The sequence below is a fragment of the Streptomyces sp. NPDC058864 genome, assembly GCF_042742985.1.
In the GTDB taxonomy this organism is placed as follows: domain Bacteria; phylum Actinomycetota; class Actinomycetes; order Streptomycetales; family Streptomycetaceae; genus Actinacidiphila.
In genome coordinates, this window is the sequence record NZ_JBHYMQ010000070.1 from 1 (window position 1) to 20311 (window position 20311).

Genomic DNA, 20311 nt, shown 5'->3' on the forward strand with positions numbered 1-20311 from the left:
CCCTCCCCCAACCCCTCAACCCCTCCCCCGGGGCCGCGGCCGGCGCCGGGGCCCCGGCGGTCCCCCGGCCGGGCCCCACGGCGCTCCGTCATCCCCGCCGCCCCCGGCCGTACGCCCAAGGGCCCCACCACGCGGGGATCGGCGGATCAGCGGGGGCGGACGTCGGCTGGTCCGGGTGGAGTCCGAGCCGGCGCAGGGCGTCGGCGTCGATCCTCACGCCGTGGGTGCAGTGCCAGTGGCCGTCCTCCCGGATCCCGCAGACGAGGTCGATCACCAGCTCATGGTCGGCGAAGGGCCACCAGTCGATCCCCCGGTCCCGCAGTCAACGTGCCGTCAGCTCGGTCGGCCGGGGGCGGCCCGGCAGGTTCTCGTAGCCGAAGAGGGTCACCCATGCGCCCGGTTCGCGGTCCATGCCGCCATGGTCGCGCAGCACGACGGCGTGCCGCAGCGGATTTCCGCCGCGGCACGCCGTGAGGGGGACGGGGTGGGCCGTGCCGGCCACGGGGATGCGGCGGCACGGCCCGGATCGGGTGCCGGTCAGCGGCGGCCGCTCCAGGACTTCACGTCGACGACCCGGCGGTGGTCGTTGCGCAGGGTCGCGGCGTCGCGGCGGTCCCAGACGGAGTTGCGGCGGTCCTGGAAGACGTCGCGCCGGGTGTCACGGCCGAAGCCGGTGTGCACGCGCACCTTCGAGTGACCCACGAGCCACACGTTGTTGAAGCGGTAACGGTTGCCGTCGCGGTCCGACAGGGTCCAGCCACGCAGGTTGACCGAGCCGCGGCCGGTGTTCACCACTTCGATCCATTCGTCACCGCCGCGGCCGAACCGGCCGTGGCCGTCGCGGGTGTTGACGTCGCCGATGACCACCCGGGACCGGCCGTGGTCGCGGTGGTCCGCCGCGGTGGCCGGCAGGGAGGCGGCGGCCACGACCGCTCCGGAGGCGAGGACGGTGGCGACGACACGACGGGTGATACGAGCAGACATGATGCCCCCTCAAAAAGGTGCGTTCCCGGCCCTTCCGGGCCGTTCCCGCGGTGCGGATGCTTCGGCGGTTGCCGATGACCCAACTCTGGCCCAGCGGCGACGCACACAACCGGAACAATCGCTTCGCGTTACAGAATGCGGACATATCCGTAACTGTTAGCTGTAAGCGACATCTGTCAGTCTCGGCTGAAATATCGACTGTCTGCGCGATGCACCCACCCGCTGGGCACCGCGTCCCGGGCTTTCCGGTGTCACCCACACGAGTGCCCTGATCGCCGGGCGCCCCCTGGTGGCCGGAGAAGGGCCCCGGTAACGGAGAATCGCGCCATGACGACACGCGGCACGGACCACGGGGGCGGCCCGGCACAGGACATGGGCTATCTGCTGGACAACCGGCGGGCCGAGGCGGGGACACGCTTCGCCGCCTTCGCGGAGCTCTTCGACCCGGTGACGTTCCGGCACGTCAACGCACTCGGCGTCGGGGCGGGGATGCGCTGCTGGGAGGTGGGCGCCGGGGGCGCCTCGGTGCCCCTCGGTCTGGCCGGGCGTGTCGGCCCAGGCGGTGCCGTGGTCGCCACCGACATCGACGTGTCGTGGGCGCGTGATGCCGCGGGCGGCGTGGTCGAGGTGCTGCGGCACGACGTCGCCGCCGACCCCGCGCCTCCGGGCGGCTTCGACCTCGTCCACGCGCGGCTGGTGCTGGTGCACGTCACCGACCGGGCGGAGGCGCTGCGGCGCATGGTCGGCGCGCTGCGCCCCGGCGGCCGGCTGCTGCTGGAGGACGCCGATCCCGGGCTGCAGCCGCTGCTCTGCCCGGACGAGTCCGGACCGGAGCAGCGGCTCGCCAACCGTCTGCGCTCGGGCTTCCGCGCGCTGATGGCCGAGCGCGGCGCGGACCTGGCCTACGGGCGGACGCTGCCGCGCCTGCTGCGGGAGGCCGGGCTGGAGGACGTCGGGGCCGACGCCTACTTCCCGATCACGTCACCGGCGTGCGCCGTCCTGGAGACGGCCACCGTGCGGCACATCAGGGACCGGCTCGTGGCGGCCGGGCTGGCCACCGACGAGGAGGTCGACCGCCACCTGGCGAACGTCGCCACCGGCACGCTCGACCTGGCCACGGCGCCCATGGTCTCCGCCTGGGGCCGCCGGCCGCTCAGCGCGGCGGGGTCCACCCCGGATCCCGGCCGGTGAGACCGACCAGCCGGTCCAGCGCCGGCGCCGAGTCCGGGACCGGTACGGGCCGGCCGAAGGGCCCCGAGCCGTCGCCGGATGCCGCCCCGACGGCGGTGAGCAGGGCGAACACGACCTGCGCGGCGGACTCGTCGGGCCGGTAGTCCAGCCCCGTCGCCCGGGCCAGGTCCCAGCCGTGGACCAGCAGCTCGTTCAGGGCGAAACGGCCCGCGGCGTCCGCGGGCAGGACGATCCCGCCGACCCTCGTCCCGCCCTCCCACGCCCCGGGGACGTTCCAGGCCTCCGCCACCTCCGTCAGCAGGACGGGCAGCACGTCGCGCCAGGCGGCCGGGAGCTCGGGGAGGGAAGCGCCGGGATCGGTGTCCGTGGTCGGCCCGAAGTCCTTGCGTGCGGCGTCGCGGAAGGCGGCGCAGAGCCCGGCGACGTGCCCGATGAGGTGCGCCACGGTGTAGTCGGGACAGGGCGTGGGCGCGTCGAGGTGCTTGTCGCCGATCTGCTCCAGCAGCGCGGCGACGTCGCGGGCGGCCGGTCGGAGGTCGGGATGAGGCGTCATGGGGATCCCCTGGGTCGGTTGTCGTCACCCATGAGGACCGGTAGGGCACCGGAAACTCATCGCCGTGCGCCACGACGGCCCTGTCGCCCGCGTCCGTCCAGGTCACCGGGGCGGAGAGCATGCACCGCGTGCCTCAGATCTTGACGGCGGGCAGTATTGGTCTGTGGGAATCCTTGGGTGTGCCAGGCCCGGGTGGGCGTGACGGGTGGACATGCGCGGCACGCTGTTCGCCGACGCCCCTGACGGTTTCCCCCGGTCAAGAGGCGACGCCTTCGCCGTCGTGGACGCCCGGGGCACGGTGCTGAACTGGACGCCCGGCGCCGAGCGGCTGCTCGGCTGGGCCGCCGCCCAGGCCCGCGGGCCGGTGTCCCGGCTGCTGTGGTCCCGCGCCGACGGCCCCCGCCTCGCGGGCCTGGTGTGCCCCGAGAACTCGGTCTTCCTGGGCCCGCTGCTGTTGCGGCACCGGGAGGGCGTGCCCGTCGCGGTGGTGCTGTGGGGGCATCCCCTCGCTCCCGACCGGTGGCTGCTGCAGGCGGAGAACGCCGAGGCGGTGCGGCAGGACGACCTGCTCGGCGCGCTGCTGCGCGGCCTGTTCACCGAGTCCCCGTTCATCATCGACGTCTTCGACACCGACCTGCGCTTTCTGGCCCGCAACGACTCCCAGATCCGCGCGACGGGCTTCCCCGACGACTTCATCGGGCGCACCATGCGCGAGGTGGCGCCCCCCGGGCTGCTGGACGCGGATGCCTTCGAAGCGCGCCAGCGGCTGGTGCTCACCTCGGGACGGGCCATGATCGGCAGCGAGGTGCGCGGCCGCGACCCCCGCGACCCGGACCGGGACACCGTCTGGTCGGAGACGATCCTGCCCCTGCGCGGCGCCGACGGTGACGTGGTGGCCCTGGCGCACATGGTCTTCGACCTCACCACGGAGGCACGGGCCCGGGAACGGCTCGACCTGGTCAACGAGGCCAGCGGGCGGATCGGCAGCACCCTGGACGTGCTGCACACGGCGCAGGAACTCACCGACGTGGCCGTACCGCGGTTCGCCGACTTCAGTTACGTCAACCTGCTGGACCCGGTGCTGGGCGGTGAGGAGCCGCTGCCCGGGCCGGTCGCCGAGGCGGTGCCCCTGCGCCGCGCGGCGGCGACGATGGTCCCCGACGGTCCGGCGCGGACCGTGGTCTCGCCGGGCGAGGTGGACCGCTTTGCGTCCACCCCCGGCACCCCGGCCGCCAGGGCCCTGGCCACCGGCAAGCCGGTCCTGCTGACGGGCGAGGAACTGCTGGTCGAGCTCGAGGCCGCCGATCCCGTCCGGGCGGAGCTGATCCGCGGCTTCGCGGTGCGGTCCTGGCTGCTGGTGCCGATGTTCGCGCGGGGGGCGGCGCTGGGCGTGGTGCTCTTCGTACGGTTCACCCGGGCCCACGCCTTCGAGGCGGACGACGTCCTGCTCGCCCAGGAGTTCGTCGCGCGCGCCGCGGTGTGCATCGACAACGCCAGCCGCTACACCCGGGAGCGGGCCACGGCCCTGGCGCTGCAGCGGAACCTCCTGCCGCAGCGGCTGCCGGTGCTGGCGACGGTCGAGGCCGCCTCGCGCCAGCTGTCCCGGGGCGGCAAGGCCGCGATCGGCGGCACCTGGTTCGACGTCATCCCGCTCTCCGGCGCGCGGACCGCCCTGGTCATCGGCGAGGCGGGCGGGCACGGTCTGCACTCGGCGGTGTCCATGGGCCGGCTGCGGACGGCGGTACGGACGCTGGCGGACCTGGACATGGCGCCGGAGGAACTGCTCACGCACCTGAGCGACCAGGTCAAGCGCTTCCAGGACGAACAGGGCGGGCCCGCCCCCGGGACCCCCGCCCCGACCTGCCTGTACACGATCTTCGACCCGATCACCATGCGCTCCGCCGTGGCGAGCGCCGGGCACGCGATGCCGGCGCGGGTGAGCCCCGAGGGCAAGGTGTCGGTGAGCGGCGGGGCCCCTGGGACCCCCGCCCTGGGCACCGGCGGCATGCCGTTCGAGTGCGCGGAGGTGGCCCACACCGACGGCGACCTGCTCGCCCTCTACACGGAGGGCCTGCTCGGCCCGGGGTCCGGGGACGGCGCGGCGCTCCGGCTGGGCGAGGCGCTCGTCGAGGCAGGGGCCGCTGCCGGGAAGGGGCCCGGCGAGATCGCCGACGGGGCATTGCGCCGTCTCGTGCCCGGCGGCCGTCCCGGGGAGGACGTGGCGCTCGTGGTCGCGCGGCTGCGCCGGCTGCCGCCGGACCGCTACGCGACCTGGGACCTGCGGGACGCGCCGGAGTCGGTCGGCCGGGCGCGCGCTCTGGTGACCGGGAAACTGGCCGAGTGGAACCTGGAGGAGCTGGAGTTCACCACCGAGCTGCTGGTCAGCGAGCTCGTCACGAACGCGATCCGCTACGGCTCACCGCCGGTGCGGCTGCGGCTGATCCGCGACCGCCGGCTGATCTGCGAGGTCGGCGACGGCAGCAGCACCTCGCCGCACGTCCGGCGTGCCCTGGAGACGGACGAGGGCGGCCGCGGGCTCTACCTGGTCTCGCAGCTCGCGTCGCTCTGGGGCACGCGCTACCACGCCCGCGGCAAGACCATCTGGGCCGAGCAGCCGCTGCCCACGCCCGACGGGGCGCCGGAGGACGCCTGACGGCCGTCGGCGGCCCGGCCCGGCCCGGCGCGGTCCGGGCGGCATCCGCGCGTCCGCCGACGCGTCTTCCCCCGGCCGCGGGATCAACCGGCCGCGGGATCAACCGGCCGCGGGATCAACCGGCCCGGGTGCCCTGCACGCCGCCGGTCACGGCGGGCACGGGCATTTCGACGACGGATGCGGCGCCGGAGGTGCTGCGCAGCAGGAGCAGCGCGGCGTCGTCGTGGAGCTTGCCGCCGACGTGGTCCAGCAGGTCGCCGTGGAGGGCGGCCAGGGTTCGCGCGGGGTCGTCGGTCAGGTGGCGGGTGACGCGCTCGTCCAGGGGGTAGAAACGACGGCCGTGGTCGCGGGCCTCGATGACGCCGTCGGTGTACAGCAGCAGCTGGTCGCCCTCGGAGAAGGGCACCACCTGGAGCACCGGCTCCTCCCCGGCGAGGGCGCGCAGCCCCAGCGGCGGGACGTGGCCGGAGGACTCGACGGCGACGACGTCGCCCCCGCGCAGCAGCAGCGGATGGGCGTGGCCGCAGTTGACGACCTCCATGCGGCCCGGACGGGGATGCCCGACGACGACGGCGGTGACGAAGTCGTCCGGGCCGAGGTTGCGGGCCAGGCTCCGTTCGATCCGGTCGACGACGTCGAGCAGGTCGGGCTCGTCGTAGGCGGCCTCCCGGAACACGCCCAGCACCAGGGCCGCGGTGCTCACCGCCGGCAGGCCCTTGCCGCGGACGTCGCCCACGATCAGCCGCACCCCGTACGGCGTGGGGACCAGGGCGTACAGGTCGCCGCCGATCCGGGCCTCCGCCGCGGCGGCGCTGTAGCGCACGGCCACCTGGAAGGGGCCGACGGTGTCCGGCACGGGCAGCAGCAGCGCCTGCTGTGCGGCCTCGGCGACCGAACGCACGGCCGCGAGCACACGCTCACGGCGCTTGCGGACCGCGGCGCCGAGCCCGCTCGCCAGGGTGACCGCGGTCAGCGCCCCCAGCACGATGGCGAGCTTGTCGCCGGGCGTGTCCTTGTAGGCGCCGAGGACGGCGGCCAGCGCCACGGTGATCACGCCCACCCGCAGCACGCGCCAGGGGCCCCCGATGGCCGCGGCGAGCGCCGGACCGACGGCGAGCAGGGGCAGCCAGTCCGGGCCGCTGCCGCTGACGAAGGCGACGAGGGCCACCGTGGAGATGATCAGAAAGGGCGCTCCCGTGGCGACGTGCCACGTCGGCCGGCCGCCGTGCCGCTGGTCCGGGGCTTGACTCATGTTCGTCCGCAATCCCTGCCTGTGCGAGGCGTCACACCGCCGCTGTCCGTTTCGACCAGTTAATGGGGGTATGACGCCGGCCACAAGGGCGGGAATTTCAGATAGTGAGCGACAGGCCCCGGGTCACCCGGCTCGCGATCGGGAGCAGCTTGGCGCGTACCTCGTCGAGGGCGCCGACCCGGTCCGCGCGCAGTGACACCCCGAGCGAGCCCAGCGTGCAGCCGCTGTAGACGGGCACCGCGATGCACACCGTGCCGAGGGAGTACTCCTCCAGGTCCATGACGGCGGGCGGGGCGGGGACGGCCTCCAGGCGCCGCAGCAGCTCGGCGCGGCGGGTGATGGTGCGCGGGGTCAGATCGGCCAGCGGGTGCCGGGAGAGGTAGTCGTTGCGTGCCTCCTCGCCCAGCTCGCGCAGCACGCACTTGCCGAGCGCGGTGGCGTGACCCGCCTCGTCGAAGCCCACCCACAGGTCGACGCGCGGGGTCCGGGGGCCGTCGACGATGTCCGCCACCCGGATCTCGCCGTCCTCGTAGAAGGTCAGGTAGGCCGCGGCGGACAGGTCGTCGCGCAGCGCGGCCAGCGCCGGCCGGACGCGGCTGAGCGGCATCTGCGGGCGGCTCGCGGCGTGCAGGGCCTCGAGCTTCTCGCCGAGGGCGAATCCTCCGTCGTCGAGTTTGCGCACGTAGCCGTCGTGGGTGAGGGTCCGCAGCAGGTGGTAGGCGGTGCCGAGCGGCAGTTCCGTCTCGCGCGCCAGCTGTTTCGCGGGCGCACCGCCTTCGTGTGCGCCCACCGCCTCCAGCAGGCGGAAGGCCCGCTGGACGGACGTGATGAGCGTCGGCCCGCCCTGAGCAGCCATGCCTCCAGCCTGCGCCCCCCGCCCGGCCCCGGCAAGCGACGACCGGGCCCACCCCGCGCACCTCTCGTACCGCTTCGCACGGATGCCTGCGTCTGCGCGCACCGCAGTGCCAAGTGACGAGCGATGCCGGTGGGCCTCGTCGTCACGACGCGGGCGCAGCCCGCCGAGGGGACGAGCTGCGCTCGTTCCGGCCCGGGCTGCTCGACGACCCCTGTGCACGGCGCAACGCCGAGGTGGTCCTCGCCGGGCGCGGCCCCGTGCCCGGCCGGTGATCCCCGCCGCCATGGAGCGCCGGATCCGCCGCGGTGCACGATGATCGACAAGTAGTTCTCCGCCGCGTTGCGGAAGAGCCCCGCCGAGGGCGGCTGGACCTACGTCGTCCGGCCCGAGGCGGCGGAGTTCTACGGCACGCGCGGGCCGGTCAGGGTACGGGGCACGATCGACGGGCATCCGTTCCGCAGTTCCTTCATGGCCCTGGGCGACGGCAGCCACAAGCTGCCCGTGAACGCCGCGATCCGCGAGGCCAGCGGCAAGGGCGAGCGGACACCGTCACCGTGCGCCCGGGGGAACGGCCGGACCACTGGGGGGGGTGTTCGGCCCCTCACCCCGTTCAGCCCGGCTGCGCCAGGGCACGCACCGTGCCGGACAGGGACCGCCAGGCCAGGTCGGTGTCGGCCGTGGCCGCGTGCGCGGAGCGGAAGCCGCCGAGGAAGACGGCGACGTCCTCCAACTGCCAGCGCAGCCCGTGGAGGGCGAGGGCCTCCGGATCCGGGCGGCGACCGGCCGCGTCCTGGTAGCGATCGAAGTCCTCGGGCCCGGTGACGACCAGCCACAAGTCGCGTTCGGGCAGGGCGAGGCCCACGGTGTCCCAGTCGACGAGGGCGTGTCCCGCGCCGCGGCGCAGCAGGTTGCCGGGGTGCGGCTCGCCGTGGGTGACGACGCGCTCCGCTCCCCCGCGTTCGAGGGCGGCGGCACGCCGGTCGAACTCCGCCAGCCGCCGACGGAGCACCGCGGCGTGTTCCCTCGTCAGGTCCCTGGCCGGCTCGGCGTACGGGCCCCCGTGCCAGGGGTCGTGCAGGCCGGCGAGCGCCGACTCCAGTGCGGGGCGCCCGGGGAGGGCCGGCCGGAGGCGCGGGGTGGTGGCCGGGGGCGGCGTCCGGTGGAGCACGGCGAGGGTGTCCAGCAGGGCGCCGCGTTCATGTGCGTCAAGGCGGTCGCCGAACCCGCCGGCGACGCCGTCGACGTGCGGGAAGACGCTCACCGCGTACCGCGCACCGATCCGGTGCACCGTGCCGCCCCCGGCGGCGGGCAGCGGGGCGACCACGAACTCCCGTCCCGCGTGCTCCCGCAGGGCGAGGGCGGTGTCCATGGCCCGGCTCAGCCCCTCGAAGGCGGCGTCGGCGCCCGCGCCGCAGTGGCTCTTGTGCGCCAGGTCGGCGACGGTGACGAACCAGCGCCGCCCCCGGGGGTCGGCCGCCGTCCAGTGGTGGTCGCCGAAGCCGACGGGCTCGTGGGTCCATGACACACCGTCGATCCCCCAGGCGCGCAGCGCGTCGTCCAGCTCCGCCTCGCCGATGCCCTCGGGCCGCTCCCTCATGCGGCGACCCTACGGAGCGGCCCCGACGGGGTCCAGGGCGGGGCGGCGGCAGGGGGAAAGCGCATGCGGCATAGAGTGCTGATCATCCGTCCCCCCGGAAGGATCGACATACATGTATGACGCACTCCTCGCCGAGACCGTGACCGTCACCGGTCACGGCGGCGACCGCATCGAGGCGTACTCCGCCCGTCCCATGGCCCCGGGTCCGTTCGGCGGCATCGTGGTGATCCACCACATGCCCGGCTACGACGACCCCACCAAAGAGATCACCCGGAGGTTCGCGGCGGAGGGCTTCGCCGCCGTCTGCCCGAACCTCTACAGCCGCGAGGCGCCCGGCGCGTCGCCGGACGACGCGGCCGCCGCGGCGCGTGCGCGGGGCGGCGTGCCCGACGAGCGGTTCCTGGGGGACGCCGCGGGCGCCGCCGAGTACCTGCGCGGCCTGCCGTCGTCCAACGGCAAGGTCGGCGTCATCGGTTACTGCTCCGGCGGGCGCCAGGCCTTCCTCGCCCTGGCCTCGCTGGACGTACAGGCCGGCGTCGACTGCTACGGCGCCTTCGTCGCGGGCCGGCCGCCGGAGGGCTTCCCCCTCCAGGTCGAGCCGATCGTCCACCTGACGAAGGACCTGCACGGCCCGCTGCTGGGGCTGTTCGGCGCGGAGGACAGCTACCCCTCCCCCGAGCACGTCGCCGAGCTGGAGGCGGAGCTCAAGGCGCAGGGCAAGCCGTACGAGTTCCACACCTACGAGAACGCGGGCCACGCCTTCTTCGCCGTGAACCGTCCGAGCTACCGCAACGAGGCGGCGGTCGACGGCTGGTCGAAGGTCCTGGCCTTCTTCGGGGAGCACCTCTGATGTGCACGTACCTCACCGAGAAGATCCGCATCGACGGCAGCGGCAAGGGCGCCCAGGGCTACTTCGGGCTGACCGAGGCCATGGTCTACGTCGACCACCCGCAGCACGCGCCGTACGAGCACACCGTCAACATCGACTTCCTCAACCCGGCGCTGGGGCCCTCGGCGCGGGTCGCCGTCGAGCTCACCGAGGAGGCGGCGCTGGCCCTCGTCGACGCGATCCGCTCCGCGCTGGCGGCCGCCCCGCCGGGGCTGGCCTCCTCCGGGCAGGCCGCGCCGGCGGCGCACTGACCGGACGGGCCGTCACCCCGGTACCGTGACCTGGATCAGGGCGTGGGTGCCGCTGGTGCGCCACGCGGTGCCTCCGGCGTCCAGCCGGGCCACGGTCTCCGGCGCGAGCCCGGCCACGGTGTCGGACTTGAGGGTGCGCAGGGTGGCCACCGGTCCCGGGAAGTAGCCGGTCACGTCCTCGAACGGCACGGTCGGTGGCCAGTGCCGGTCGTCCACCAGGCGCCGGTAGTTCAGGTCGCCCTTCATGACCGTCAGCTGCGCGGCCGCGCAGCGTTCCCGCAGGTCGCCCGGCATGTCGCGGTAGCCGAGCGGCGCGCAGGCGAAGGGGTGCGCGGTCAGGGTGAGCCGGCCCTCGCGCAGGGCCGCGAGCAGCCGTCCGCCGATGCGGGCGGCCTCGCCGGGGGCGGCGGTCATCCGGCGCAGGCAGGACAGGACGTCCTGGGTGGTGGCGTCGGAGACGTAGTACGGGCGCGGTTTGACGAGCAGGTCGACCTCGCGGGCGCGGCCGCTCGTGAGGAGGCCGTCGACGAGGGCGAGGTCGGCCAGGACCTCGCGGGCGCTGTTGTCGGTGACCACGACGACCGTGCCGCCGTCCAGCAGGGACCACATCCGCTCCGACTCGTCGGCGACGAACGTCCCGGACGCCTCGGGGCCGCCCGCCTCGGCCACCATGGTGAAGCCGAGGTCGGCCTGGTTGCCCCACACCGCGGCCGCGAGCAGTGCGTGTTCGCGGTCGGCGGGGGCGAGCCCGGGCAGCCCGTCCAGAGCGGCGAGGTCGGCCGCGAATCCGGGACCGTCCAGCTCGGCGTCCTTGAACGGTGCGAACAGGTCCACGCCCTGCCACGCCCCGGCGACGAGGTACCCGGCGGGGTCCAGCAGCCGTCGGTAGAAGTACGACTCCGACCACAGGAAGGGCAGTTCGGGCCACGGCCGCCCGAAGCGGCCCTCGCCCCACTCCTCCCACGCCCGCCGGTCGGGCGCGTCCCCCGGCAGCTCGGCGACCGTGCCGGAACGCGACTCCTCCAGCAGCGCCGCGAAGCCGCGGCGGCGCTCCGGGCCGTACGGGACGGCGTCCAGGATGCGCCGGATCAGCACGGGGTGCCGGTCCTGGAAGACGCTCCGGGCGAAGGACCCGGGCTCGTCACAGGTGATCGGCGGTGCCTGCGGAAGCGGACGCGAACGCGGATCCGCGGGGCCGGGGGTGTCCTCGGGGTGTCCACCCATGCGTCGTCGTCCTCCAGTGGTCGGGGGCGGGGGCAGCGGTCGCGGGCATTCTCACAGGAAGCGGAGGGGAAGTGCGGCACCCGGGCCGTACGTGGGCCCGCGCACGCGCGCTTCCCCTCCGGGGCTGCCTCGGGCACGCTGTCCGCGGCGGGGTGGTGGGGAACGACGGGGAGGACGTATGACCGGGCTGCGGCAGGTGGGAGCGGGGGACGGCGGGGTACCGGCGACGGTGGTGCTCAGGGAGGCGGGGCCGCGGGCGGCGGACGTCGTGGCCGTGCTGGGCCGGCTGACCGGTCTGGGCGCGGAGCACTGCCGGTTCCTCACGGACCGGGCGCCGGTGCCGGTGCTGCGGGACGTGCCGGAGGAGGACGCCGAGGCGGCGGTCGCCGCGCTGCGCGCGGCCGGGGCCACCGCCGAGGCAGGAGCCACCGCCGGGGCAGGAGCCACTGCCGGGGCCGCGGGTCCCGAGCGGACGCCGGACCTCGACCGGGCCCTCACCGAGGGAGGGGAGCGGCCGCTGCCGCCGGAGGTCGCACGGCTGCTGCGGGACGTCGCCGCTCCGCCGCGGCTCGCGGCCCACCTCCGGCTCGTGCACGACGTGGCCTGCGAACTGGTCGAGTGGGTCGGGCGGTACGGCCCGGACCTGGTCGTCGACCACGAGGCCGTGCTCTTCGGCGCGGCCACCCACGACATCGGAAAGGCGCTGCACGTCGCCGAGTTGTCGGCGCCTGGCAGCGCCCACGAGAAGGCGGGCCGCGCGCTGCTGCTGGCGCGGGGCGTCACGCCGCGGCTGGCACGCTTCGCGGCCACCCACGGTTCGTGGACGGACGCCGCCGTCACCCTGGAGGACCTGCTGGTGAGCGTGGCCGACAAGGTCTGGAAGGGCAAACGCGTCACGGAGCTGGAGGACCTGGTCGTCGACCGGCTGGCCGGGGCGACCGGCGACGAGCGGTGGGAGGTCTTCCTCGCGCTGGACGGCTTCCTGGGCGACGTCGCCGCCGACGCCGACCGGCGGTTGGCCTTCCACACGTCGTTCCCCGTGTCCCGGGGCGCGGGGAGCCCAGCGTCCTGGGGGCCCGAACCGGCCGGTGCATGATGGCCGGCGCATGATGGCCGCGGCCCTGTCGGCGCAGGTGCCGCGCGAGAAAGATCGCCCGCCCGCGCGCTTCGTTGTCACACATCGACGGGCTGTCCGGTCTCTGTGAGCGCAGGCTGCTTGACAGGGCAGTCTGCGCCGGCACGGTGATCGGCCGTGCCGCGCGCCCTCGGCCCGGTACGACACGGGCCCGGCGCACCGAAGCGCCCGCCTCGGCGGGGCGGGCGCTTTGCGCGCCGGGAACTCCGGAGGCCCCGCCGCGACGGGGGAGACACGGCGGAGCCACCACGGCCAGTGTGCTGCGGGGACCGCGACGGCGGGTCCGATTCGGCCACGTACGGTCTCCACCACGGCGCGGATGGCGACGACGGAGACGGCGGTCGGGCCGGTGACGACGCCGAAGGCGACCACTGCCAAGGGGCCGTTGCTGCTCACGTGTCGTCGCCTCCTTCCCGGTCGTGGTCGCCGCAGGTCCGGGCACAGCCGCCGCAGGCACCGGTCGGCCGGGTCCACGGCATCGCGCAGGGAGCCGCCGTCGTTGGGGTACGTCTCGTGTCCGACCCGCACGATGCGGCGCATCCAGGGCCTGGTGATCGAGCCGCGCTCGGCGATCAGCCGGGCGTCTCCGTCGAGTCCCCGCGACGCGGGGAGGCTCTCCCCCGGTGCCGATCGGACGGGTGGGCGGCCGCGAGATGATGTCCGCTGCCGGCGATCACCGCCCGGCAGGGTCGACGTATCGCGCCGGGTCCTGGCAGGGTCGGGACAGGCGTTCACGGTAGCGGGGGGAACTGAAGTGGCAGGCACGACCGGTCGCACGGCGATCGAGGAGCCGGATCTGCCGGTACCCGGGATCGCGTCCTGCTCGGGCGGACGTCCGGACGACCGGTCGGAACAGGGGCCGGAGACTGCGCGGTTCCGGCCGGCCGCCGGAAGGCCGTGCTGGTGACCGACCGTTTCGGGCTCTTCGCATCGCGTCTTCGGCTGTCGCTCGCCAACCCCTTGACGGTGGACGCGGGGCTGATGCTGCTCGTGCTGGCAGCCGAGACCATCCCGTTCGTCGTGCCGCGCTCGCCTTCACTGCCGCCCGCCACCTGGGCGTCGTACGGCCTGACGGCGCTCGGCGTGCTGCCCCTGCTGTGGCGGCGCAGGGCGCCGGTGGCCGTACTCGCCGCGGTCCTCGCCGCGCAGGGGCTCTACCGGTTCACGCTCGACGGGCCTGGGCAGCCCCTGCCGTACAACGCGCTGGTGGCGCTCTACACGGTCGCGGAGCTGACCCCGGCCAGGTGGCGCCTCCCCGTGGCCGCGGGAACGCTGGCGCTGATCTTCCCGTCGGTGGCGCTGAACTCCGGTGAGGCCAGGGAGCTGCTGTTCTCGCTGTTCCTCTTCGGCGCGGCCTACGGATTCGGCCGTCTCACGCACACCCGGAAGGCCTACACGGCCGCCCTGGAGGATCGGGCGGCCCAACTGGAGCGGGCGAACCGCATCGAGCGGGAGCAGGCGGCGGCAGCCGAACGGGCGCGGATCGCGCGGGAGATGCATGACATCCTCTCGCACGCGGTCAGCCTGATGGTGGTGCAGGCGGAGGCCGGCCCCGTCGCGGTGCGTACGGCGCCGGAGCGTGCCGAGGCGGCGTTCGAGGCCATCTCCGGGACGGGTCGTGACGCGATGGCGCAGTTGCGCAGGATGCTTGGGGTGCTGAGGCAGGACGCGGCGGTCCAGGAGCCCGCGTCCCGGAAACCCCTGCCCGCTCTGGCGGACCTTCCGCTGCTCGTGGAGCAGGTGGCCTCGGGCGGCCTCGCCGTCGAATACGTGACCGTGGGGCTTCCGGGGCCCCTGCCGCCGGCCACCGAGGCGACCGTCTACCGGATCGTGCAGGAGTCGCTGACCAACGTGGTCAGACATGCGTCCGCCGAATCGGCCACAGTGCGCGTGGAGTTGGGAGCCAGGACCGTGGAGGTCACGGTCACCGACGACGGCAGGGGCGCTGCGGCCGGCACCGGCGGCCGGACAGCCGGAGCCACGGGGCACGGTCTGATCGGGCTGCACGAGCGGGCCGCGGCGCACGGCGGGACCGCCGAGACGGGCCCCGGCCCGGACGGCACGGGATTCCGGGTGAGGGTGCGCTTTCCGCTGGACGACGTCTTCACGGAGGTGGACGGGTGACCATTCGGGTGGTGGTGGCCGACGACCAGGAACTGGTACGCAGCGGCTTCGCCATGATCCTCGACGCCCAGCCCGGCATCGAGGTGGTGGCGGAGGCGGCTGACGGCGCCGAGGCGGCGGAAGCCGTACGGCTCCAGGGCGCGGACGTGGCCCTCCTGGACGTCAGGATGCCGGGCACGGACGGGATCGAGGCGTGCCGCGCCATCAGCGCGGCGACCGACTGCCGGACGATCATGCTCACCACCTTCGACTCCGACGAGTACGTGTACGAGGCGCTGCACGCGGGGGCGAGCGGCTTCCTCCTCAAGGACGTCAGGCGCGACGACCTGGTCCACGCAGTGCGGGTGGTGGCCCGGGGCGACTCCCTGCTCGCGCCCACCGTGGCGCGCCGGCTGGTCGAGGAGTACAGGCGCCGACCCCGGCCGGCCCGGGCGGCGCCCGCTTCGGCACCGCTCGACGCGCTGACCGCCCGGGAGCGCGAGATCCTGCTGCACCTCGCCCGGGGTCTGTCCAACGCCGAGATCGCTGCGGCGCTGACGGTCAGCGAGCACACCGTGAAGACCCATGTCGGCAACGTGCTGGCGAAACTGGGCCTCAGGGACCGCATCCAGGCCGTCATCTGCGCGTACGAGAGCGGACTCGTGACCGCGGGGGAAACGGCCGCCGCCGGGCACCCGGCGGGCGATCCCTCTCCCGGGGGAGGCGGACCCGATTCCTCCCCCGCGCGGGCGAGCCGGAGCCCGCGGCAAGACCGCCCGCCCGGGCGATCCCCTCGGGGGCTGTGATCAACAGGATGGCAGGCAACGGCTCGAGCCGTTTCCCGTCGTCAGGAGACCACACGATGAACACCCCCGCCCGAACCCGTACCGCGACCGCGCTGGCCGCTCTCCTCGCCCTGGGCGCCGTGGCCCTCCCCACGGCCCAGGCGGCTGTGGCCGCCCCGCCCCTGTCACCGTCGTCGTGCACCTCCACCGCGCACGCGGGCGGGCTCGACACCGGGGCGTTGTGCGCCGCGCTCGGCTCGCTGCCCGACTCCGACACCACCGCGGCGCTCGTCCGCGTCGGCGGCACCGACGGCACCTGGCGCGGCAGCGCGGGTGTGCACGACTTGGACAGCGGACGCCCGGCCGATCCGCAGGGCCGGTTCCGGGCCGGCTCGGTGACGAAGGTGTTCACGGCGGCGGTGGTTCTGCAACTCGCCGCCGAGCGGAAGGTGGACCTCGGCGCGCCCGCTCGCCATTACCTGCCCGGACTGATCCCCGCCGCGTACGAGGGCGTCACCGTGCGGCAGTTGCTCAACCACACGAGCGGCATCCCGGCGGCCGACATGCCGGGCGGCACCGTCGAGGAGGCCTACGCCCACCGGTTCGATCTGTTCACACCCGGGGACATGGTCGAGAACGCGACCGCGAAGGCACCAGAATTCGCGCCCGGCACCCGGCAGCACTACCTCAACATCAACTACACCGTGCTCGGTCTGCTCATCGAGAGGGTCACCGGGCATGCCTACGCGGAGGAGGTCGGCCGGCGCGTCCTGCGTCCGCTGCAGCTCCGCAACACCTCCTACCCCGGCACCGATCCGCGCATCAAGGGGCCCCACAACCACGGCTACCAGGCCTTTCCGCGCCCCGACGGCTCGACCGAACTCCGCGACGTGACGGTGTGGGGCCAGACCGAGGGCTACGCGGCGGGCGACGTCATCTCCACCACCGCCGACCTGGAACGGTTCCTGCGGGCGCTGTTCACCGGTCGCGTTGTCCCGCGCCCGCAGCTGGAGGAGATGTTCACCCTGCCCGCGCCGTCGGTGCGCGAGTACGGCTCGGGCGCCCCGGCCTCGTACAGCGCGGGGCTGTCCGTGGTCACACTCGGCGGCCGCGAGGTCTGGGGCAAGACGGGCAGCCGGTACGGCTACACCAGCGTCATCGCCGCCACCCGCGACCTGTCCCGCACGATGGTGCTGAACGTCGGCGCCACCGACGCGAAGGGCGAGGGCATGAACCCCACCGAACTGGCCCTGCTCGTGGCGGCGTTCGGGGCCCCGTCCGCCTGAGCCCGCCCGGTCGTTCCCCGCTCCGGCGACTCCCTGAGGGACGGATACCGACTCGAGGTACCCGCGTGGCCGCGGGCCTCGCCCATGCGGAGTGCGATGGCGACGGGGGACTTCCGGCCGTTCCGACATCCATCGCCGATCGACCGGCATTGCATCCCGCACACCGGGTACGCGACGCATCACGGCAATGTCCGATACACCCCCGAACGCTTCCTCCGGAAGGAGTCGAAACGATGGGCTGGTGGCGAAGCGCCGCTTGCGCAGACGAGGATCCGGAACTGTTCTTCCCGGTCAGCACGTCGGGCCCGGGTGCGGGGCAGGAGGCCCGCGCCAAGGCGGTCTGCGAGAGGTGCCCGGTGGTCGGCGACTGCCTCGAGTGGGCACTCAGTACGAACCAGTCCCCCGGCATTTGGGGCGGCACCTCCGAGGAGGACCGCCGCGCGCTGCGCCGCCGCGCGGCCCGCAGCGGGTGAGCCGTCCGGCCTCGCGAGCCTCAACCGCGCAGTACAGCAGGGGCGTTGGGGCCCATCAGGTCCCGCGCCGACGAAGACGGAACGCACCACGCGGGCGCCGGTGGCCCCCGCCGCCGTGGCCAAGGCGGCGGGGGCCGCGACGGACGTGGACGCCGGACGAGTTCGTCCCGGACCAACGCCCGGCACACGAGGAGCGCGCCCTCACCCGACGCCGCGCTCGACGGGACCCGCCCGGACGGACACCCCGCCCGGACGCGGAGGACAGCGGCGGCGGATCAGCCGCGCCGGCCACCGCGGCGGCGGGCCGTACCCGGGAGCCGTACGGCCACGACCAGCGTGACCAGCCACGTCACCACGAAGGCGCAGACGACCGCGAGCAGCGTCGTCACGGTCGCGGCGATCAGCAGTCCCAGGCACACGATCGCCAGCAGCGCCAGCAGCAGGCTGCGCGGCCGCCGCAACAGGTCGGCCGGGCCCGGACGTGGTTCCGGGTCCAGACGCATCGTGCGCAACTGACGTTCGAGCACGTCGTCGTCGCGCATCAGGTGCTCGATCTCCGCCAGCGCACGCCGTTCGCGCTCCGTGAGCCCCGAACCCTCCATCACCGCCCCCTCCGTCACCCGCCCATGCCTGTCACTTACCCCGAATGGCGGAGGGGATGAGGGGTACGCGGTCGCGGAGTCGCAGAATGTGCCGGTGTCGTGACGGAGGGATCCCGATCATGTTGATGGCCCATCCCGTGGTCCTGCACATGCTGGCCGAGCAGTACGAGGCGTTGCGGGCGGCGAACGCCGGGAGCGGTGGGAGCCGCGGCTCCGAGGCGCGCCGGCGGCTGGAGGACGTGGCGTACGCACTGTGCGTGGCCACGGGGACCACGGACGTGGAGGCCGCACTGGCGGCCGCTCGAGGCAGGCTGCCGGCTGCGCGGCCGGCGGAGGGGGTCCCGTCCGGGGTTCCTGAGGACGGGCCGCGTGAGCGGCGGGCCCACGGGTACGCGCCCCTCAGCGGAGAAGGCCCGAACCGGGAGGAACGCATGACGACGAACGCCACGCCCCCCAACGATCCGGTGCCCCCGAGCCCCACACCGTCCCCCGGCCCCACGGGTCCGGAACCGGGTCCGGCGCCCGGTCCCCTTCCGCCGCCGGTCGGCCCGGACCCGCTGCCGCCGTCGCCCCCGCCGCCCGGGCCGGACCCCGTGCCCCCGGACCCCACCCCTCCGGGCCCAGGGCCCGAGCCGGGGCCGCTCCCGCCTCCGGGACCCAGCCCGCAGCCCGCGACCTGAGGGGAGCGGACCGTGCCGGCGATGGATGCGCCGGCCGAACCCTGCGGCAGGTGCTTGATCGCCTACCTGGCCAGGGCGTCGTCGAGGTACTCCCGTACGGGCTCGAACAGCCCGTACGGCACGTACACGGCAAGCTCGGCGCGGGCGACCCATGCGAGTTCGGCGAGCTCGTCCTCATCGGCGATGTGAGCGGTGCCGGACAGGACATCGCACGCGGTGTAGGACATCAGCCGCTTGGTCTCGGGGTGTACGCGCCCGCCCAGGAACTCGACGGCACTCACGGTGAGTCCGGTCTCTTCGAGCGTCTCCCGCACAGCGGCTTCCCCGGGACTCTCACCGGGTTCAGTGCCTCCGGCGGGGAACTGCCAGGACAGTTCCCCTTCGCGCATCCGCCGCCGGACCATCAGGACGCGTCCTTCCCGGACCACGATCGCAGCGGAGATGACGGGCTGTTCGTCGTTCTGCCGCGTCATGTCTGCGCCTCCGGATCGGCCGGGATCAGCGGGGACGAATCGCGTGCCGCCGGCGACGAGGCGCCGAATGCCGCCGTGAGCGGGATGTGTTACCGCACGAGAGTGGCACGGACCCCGACTCGTCGGGCCCCCATCCGGTGAAGTCCGTACCGCCTCCGCGGCGGTCGTTGCACGGCGCGCTTGCCCCCGGGAAAGAAGCCTGCCCCCATGCCGGGGGCGGGCTTGTTCTGGTTCCGCGCCTCAGCGCAGGGGCTTTTTGCGAGGCTTTCCCGTCACCTCGCCCGGGACGACCTTGGAGGTCGGGAAGTTCACATTGAGACCGGCAGGGCTCTTCTCGATCTCCACCCTGTGCCCGTTCACGGTGAACCCCGCGCTGAAGCTTCCGTCCTTCTGCCTCTGCCAGGAGAGATCACCGCGGGTCCTGGCCCACACCACCAGGTCCGTGACCAGCGAGACCAAGGATGCGTCCTTGGGGTCCTTCTGGTTCTGGTCCTTCTTCTCTTCCATCAGTCCGCCCCCTACTCGTTCCGCCCAGTCCGTTCGACTCGGCTGCCCGCCGCTTCCACGCGGGCCGACCACTGCACGGTTCCGTACGCGGGTCGCCCGCGCTTCGATACCGGCCCCATTCCCCCGGCCCCAGCCTCCCGGACGCCCTCAACCCACCGGCAGGTGACCGGTTCGCTCGCCCCGAGCGGCGGTGCTTCCACTGCGCGGGGACTCCGTGAGGGCCCGAGGGCTGTTCACCCGCACGTACCCTATAGCCGGTACCACGCGCCGACCCCGTTTACGGGGCAACCCTCATTCCCAGACCCACCCTTGCTCGTAGAACTGGCCCAACAGCGCGGTCAGGGACTCCGCTTGTGGAATGGCGTCTGCCCAGGACTCGGCACAGCCGTCCACGAGAAGCAGCGGCGGCGGTTGCTGACGGACGTCGTACACGAGCAGCTCACGGCTCCCGTCGCCTCCGATGACCACACCCCCTGGAAGACGGCCGGCCAGCCCGGCCGCCTCGTTGATACCGGGCACTTCGGTCAATGGGTCCAGCACGAGGCAGTCGCCGGTGGACGACCATCGAGCCGTCGCATCCGGATCGCCCGCGACGAAGTCCTTGTAGTCCTGGGGAAAGGAAGCGCCAAACTCCTGCTCCAGTCTCCTGATCCCTTCCGGCCACGCATCCACTGGCATCCTGCTCCTGTTCCAGTCCCTCGCCGCGCCCTGATGACTCCCAGACGTCCGGCGAGAGCCTAGAGGTCGGGACTGCCGTCGCCTGAAACCCACTTGTGGTGCCGCCCCGCATCGTGGCGTTCGGGACGAAGGCCGACGT

The 20311-nt window shown here is 74.0% G+C and carries 21 protein-coding genes and 2 pseudogenes; 12 read left to right on the forward strand and 11 right to left on the reverse strand.

Going from position 1 to position 20311, the window contains the following annotated elements; all coding sequences use genetic code 11:
• Positions 1–88: 88 nt before the first annotated feature.
• Entirely contained in the window at positions 89–274 is a 186-nt protein-coding gene (locus tag ACFW3D_RS34450; RefSeq protein WP_500511181.1) for a hypothetical protein, read from the reverse strand.
• Positions 275–537: 263 nt separating this feature from the next.
• Positions 538–984: a lamin tail domain-containing protein gene (locus ACFW3D_RS34455; protein ID WP_500511183.1), complete on the reverse strand. Its 447-nt coding sequence runs from the start codon at positions 982–984 to the stop codon at positions 538–540.
• Between the two features lie 327 nt (positions 985–1311).
• Here ACFW3D_RS34455 and ACFW3D_RS34460 point away from each other — a divergent pair, with 327 nt between their 5' ends.
• Complete coding sequence (locus tag ACFW3D_RS34460) at positions 1312–2175, forward strand: methyltransferase domain-containing protein (RefSeq protein ID WP_500511185.1); 864 nt, start codon at positions 1312–1314, stop codon at positions 2173–2175.
• On the opposite strand, the gene ACFW3D_RS34465 is transcribed toward ACFW3D_RS34460, so the two are convergent.
• Positions 2138–2728: a TIGR03086 family metal-binding protein gene (locus ACFW3D_RS34465; RefSeq protein ID WP_500511188.1), complete on the reverse strand. Its 591-nt coding sequence runs from the start codon at positions 2726–2728 to the stop codon at positions 2138–2140. The two genes, ACFW3D_RS34460 and ACFW3D_RS34465, sit on opposite strands and share 38 nt — an antisense overlap.
• A gap of 211 nt (positions 2729–2939) precedes the next feature.
• On the opposite strand from ACFW3D_RS34465, the gene ACFW3D_RS34470 reads away from it, so the two are divergent.
• Positions 2940–5381, forward strand: a complete 2442-nt coding sequence (locus ACFW3D_RS34470) for a SpoIIE family protein phosphatase (protein ID WP_500511190.1) — start codon at positions 2940–2942, stop codon at positions 5379–5381.
• A 115-nt stretch (positions 5382–5496) separates the two neighbouring features.
• Here ACFW3D_RS34470 and ACFW3D_RS34475 read toward each other — a convergent pair whose 3' ends face one another.
• Together ACFW3D_RS34475 and ACFW3D_RS34480 are read right to left on the reverse strand one after the other, a co-directional pair.
• Positions 5497–6633 (reverse strand): PP2C family protein-serine/threonine phosphatase, encoded by a 1137-nt coding sequence (locus tag ACFW3D_RS34475; RefSeq protein ID WP_500511193.1) that lies wholly within the window; start codon positions 6631–6633, stop codon positions 5497–5499.
• A gap of 97 nt (positions 6634–6730) precedes the next feature.
• Positions 6731–7489 (reverse strand): IclR family transcriptional regulator, encoded by a 759-nt coding sequence (locus ACFW3D_RS34480; RefSeq protein ID WP_500511196.1) that lies wholly within the window; start codon positions 7487–7489, stop codon positions 6731–6733.
• 339 nt (positions 7490–7828) lie between these two features.
• Between ACFW3D_RS34480 and ACFW3D_RS34485 the strand changes: the two are divergent.
• Positions 7829–8061, forward strand: a pseudogene (locus ACFW3D_RS34485) (DUF1905 domain-containing protein); the annotation flags it as partial.
• Between the two features lie 38 nt (positions 8062–8099).
• Here ACFW3D_RS34485 and ACFW3D_RS34490 read toward each other — a convergent pair.
• A complete protein-coding gene (locus ACFW3D_RS34490) occupies positions 8100–9086 on the reverse strand; it encodes a phosphotransferase (protein WP_500511197.1) in 987 nt (328 codons plus the stop codon).
• 112 nt (positions 9087–9198) lie between these two features.
• Between ACFW3D_RS34490 and ACFW3D_RS34495 the strand changes: the two genes are divergently transcribed.
• Together ACFW3D_RS34495 and ACFW3D_RS34500 are read left to right on the forward strand one after the other, a co-directional pair.
• Positions 9199–9936 carry a dienelactone hydrolase family protein gene (locus ACFW3D_RS34495; protein WP_500511200.1) on the forward strand — a complete coding sequence of 246 codons (738 nt, stop codon included), beginning with the start codon at positions 9199–9201 and terminating at the stop codon, positions 9934–9936.
• Positions 9936–10226, forward strand: a complete 291-nt coding sequence (locus ACFW3D_RS34500) for a DUF6295 family protein (RefSeq protein WP_089223216.1) — start codon at positions 9936–9938, stop codon at positions 10224–10226. Before ACFW3D_RS34495 ends, ACFW3D_RS34500 begins: the two co-directional genes overlap by 1 nt.
• A gap of 12 nt (positions 10227–10238) precedes the next feature.
• On the opposite strand, the gene ACFW3D_RS34505 is transcribed toward ACFW3D_RS34500, so the two are convergent.
• Entirely contained in the window at positions 10239–11450 is a 1212-nt protein-coding gene (locus ACFW3D_RS34505; protein WP_500511202.1) for a damage-control phosphatase ARMT1 family protein, read from the reverse strand.
• A 178-nt stretch (positions 11451–11628) separates the two neighbouring features.
• Here ACFW3D_RS34505 and ACFW3D_RS34510 point away from each other — a divergent pair.
• The 6 genes and pseudogenes from ACFW3D_RS34510 to ACFW3D_RS34535 all read left to right on the forward strand — a co-directional run.
• Positions 11629–11808: pseudogene (locus ACFW3D_RS34510) on the forward strand (hypothetical protein); the annotation flags it as partial.
• A gap of 159 nt (positions 11809–11967) precedes the next feature.
• The gene (locus ACFW3D_RS34515) at positions 11968–12546 is read left to right on the forward strand and encodes an HD domain-containing protein (protein ID WP_500511269.1); all 579 of its coding nucleotides are present in this window, start codon (positions 11968–11970) and stop codon (positions 12544–12546) included.
• 942 nt (positions 12547–13488) lie between these two features.
• The gene (locus tag ACFW3D_RS34520; protein WP_500511204.1) at positions 13489–14709 is read left to right on the forward strand and encodes a sensor histidine kinase; all 1221 of its coding nucleotides are present in this window, start codon (positions 13489–13491) and stop codon (positions 14707–14709) included.
• The gene (locus ACFW3D_RS34525) at positions 14706–15494 is read left to right on the forward strand and encodes a response regulator (RefSeq protein ID WP_500511207.1); all 789 of its coding nucleotides are present in this window, start codon (positions 14706–14708) and stop codon (positions 15492–15494) included. Before ACFW3D_RS34520 ends, ACFW3D_RS34525 begins: the two co-directional genes overlap by 4 nt.
• A 56-nt stretch (positions 15495–15550) precedes the next feature.
• Positions 15551–16759, forward strand: coding sequence for a serine hydrolase domain-containing protein (locus ACFW3D_RS34530; RefSeq protein WP_500511209.1), 1209 nt, complete (start codon positions 15551–15553; stop codon positions 16757–16759).
• Positions 16760–16992: 233 nt separating this feature from the next.
• A complete protein-coding gene (locus ACFW3D_RS34535) occupies positions 16993–17232 on the forward strand; it encodes a WhiB family transcriptional regulator (RefSeq protein WP_500511211.1) in 240 nt (79 codons plus the stop codon).
• 275 nt (positions 17233–17507) lie between these two features.
• Here ACFW3D_RS34535 and ACFW3D_RS34540 read toward each other — a convergent pair whose 3' ends face one another.
• Positions 17508–17834, reverse strand: coding sequence for a DUF3040 domain-containing protein (locus ACFW3D_RS34540; RefSeq protein ID WP_500511213.1), 327 nt, complete (start codon positions 17832–17834; stop codon positions 17508–17510).
• 125 nt (positions 17835–17959) lie between these two features.
• Between ACFW3D_RS34540 and ACFW3D_RS34545 the strand changes: the two genes are divergently transcribed.
• A complete protein-coding gene (locus ACFW3D_RS34545) occupies positions 17960–18514 on the forward strand; it encodes a DUF5133 domain-containing protein (RefSeq protein ID WP_500511271.1) in 555 nt (184 codons plus the stop codon).
• 62 nt (positions 18515–18576) lie between these two features.
• Here the strand turns inward: ACFW3D_RS34545 and ACFW3D_RS34550 are convergent, their stop codons facing one another.
• The 3 genes from ACFW3D_RS34550 to ACFW3D_RS34560 form a co-directional block, all read right to left on the reverse strand.
• Positions 18577–18987 (reverse strand): NUDIX hydrolase, encoded by a 411-nt coding sequence (locus tag ACFW3D_RS34550; protein WP_500511215.1) that lies wholly within the window; start codon positions 18985–18987, stop codon positions 18577–18579.
• A 240-nt stretch (positions 18988–19227) separates the two neighbouring features.
• Positions 19228–19494 (reverse strand): hypothetical protein, encoded by a 267-nt coding sequence (locus ACFW3D_RS34555; protein WP_500511217.1) that lies wholly within the window; start codon positions 19492–19494, stop codon positions 19228–19230.
• A 291-nt stretch (positions 19495–19785) separates the two neighbouring features.
• Positions 19786–20172: an SMI1/KNR4 family protein gene (locus tag ACFW3D_RS34560; protein WP_500511219.1), complete on the reverse strand. Its 387-nt coding sequence runs from the start codon at positions 20170–20172 to the stop codon at positions 19786–19788.
• Positions 20173–20311: the final 139 nt, after the last annotated feature.

What these genes read in the sequence shown, in the direction of transcription:
- ACFW3D_RS34455 (WP_500511183.1), bottom strand. Translation starts at nt 984, where the DNA reads ATGTCTGCTCGTATCACCCGTCGTGTCGTCGCCACCGTCCTCGCCTCC.
- ACFW3D_RS34460 (WP_500511185.1), top strand. Translation starts at nt 1,312, where the DNA reads ATGACGACACGCGGCACGGACCACGGGGGCGGCCCGGCACAGGACATG.
- ACFW3D_RS34465 (WP_500511188.1), bottom strand. Translation starts at nt 2,728, where the DNA reads ATGACGCCTCATCCCGACCTCCGACCGGCCGCCCGCGACGTCGCCGCG.
- ACFW3D_RS34470 (WP_500511190.1), top strand. Translation starts at nt 2,940, where the DNA reads ATGCGCGGCACGCTGTTCGCCGACGCCCCTGACGGTTTCCCCCGGTCA.
- ACFW3D_RS34475 (WP_500511193.1), bottom strand. Translation starts at nt 6,633, where the DNA reads ATGAGTCAAGCCCCGGACCAGCGGCACGGCGGCCGGCCGACGTGGCAC.
- ACFW3D_RS34480 (WP_500511196.1), bottom strand. Translation starts at nt 7,489, where the DNA reads ATGGCTGCTCAGGGCGGGCCGACGCTCATCACGTCCGTCCAGCGGGCC.
- ACFW3D_RS34490 (WP_500511197.1), bottom strand. Translation starts at nt 9,086, where the DNA reads ATGAGGGAGCGGCCCGAGGGCATCGGCGAGGCGGAGCTGGACGACGCG.
- ACFW3D_RS34495 (WP_500511200.1), top strand. Translation starts at nt 9,199, where the DNA reads ATGTATGACGCACTCCTCGCCGAGACCGTGACCGTCACCGGTCACGGC.
- ACFW3D_RS34500 (WP_089223216.1), top strand. Translation starts at nt 9,936, where the DNA reads ATGTGCACGTACCTCACCGAGAAGATCCGCATCGACGGCAGCGGCAAG.
- ACFW3D_RS34505 (WP_500511202.1), bottom strand. Translation starts at nt 11,450, where the DNA reads ATGGGTGGACACCCCGAGGACACCCCCGGCCCCGCGGATCCGCGTTCG.
- ACFW3D_RS34530 (WP_500511209.1), top strand. Translation starts at nt 15,551, where the DNA reads ATGAACACCCCCGCCCGAACCCGTACCGCGACCGCGCTGGCCGCTCTC.
- ACFW3D_RS34535 (WP_500511211.1), top strand. Translation starts at nt 16,993, where the DNA reads ATGGGCTGGTGGCGAAGCGCCGCTTGCGCAGACGAGGATCCGGAACTG.
- ACFW3D_RS34540 (WP_500511213.1), bottom strand. Translation starts at nt 17,834, where the DNA reads ATGGAGGGTTCGGGGCTCACGGAGCGCGAACGGCGTGCGCTGGCGGAG.
- ACFW3D_RS34545 (WP_500511271.1), top strand. Translation starts at nt 17,960, where the DNA reads ATGGCCCATCCCGTGGTCCTGCACATGCTGGCCGAGCAGTACGAGGCG.
- ACFW3D_RS34550 (WP_500511215.1), bottom strand. Translation starts at nt 18,987, where the DNA reads ATGACGCGGCAGAACGACGAACAGCCCGTCATCTCCGCTGCGATCGTG.
- ACFW3D_RS34555 (WP_500511217.1), bottom strand. Translation starts at nt 19,494, where the DNA reads ATGGAAGAGAAGAAGGACCAGAACCAGAAGGACCCCAAGGACGCATCC.
- ACFW3D_RS34560 (WP_500511219.1), bottom strand. Translation starts at nt 20,172, where the DNA reads ATGCCAGTGGATGCGTGGCCGGAAGGGATCAGGAGACTGGAGCAGGAG.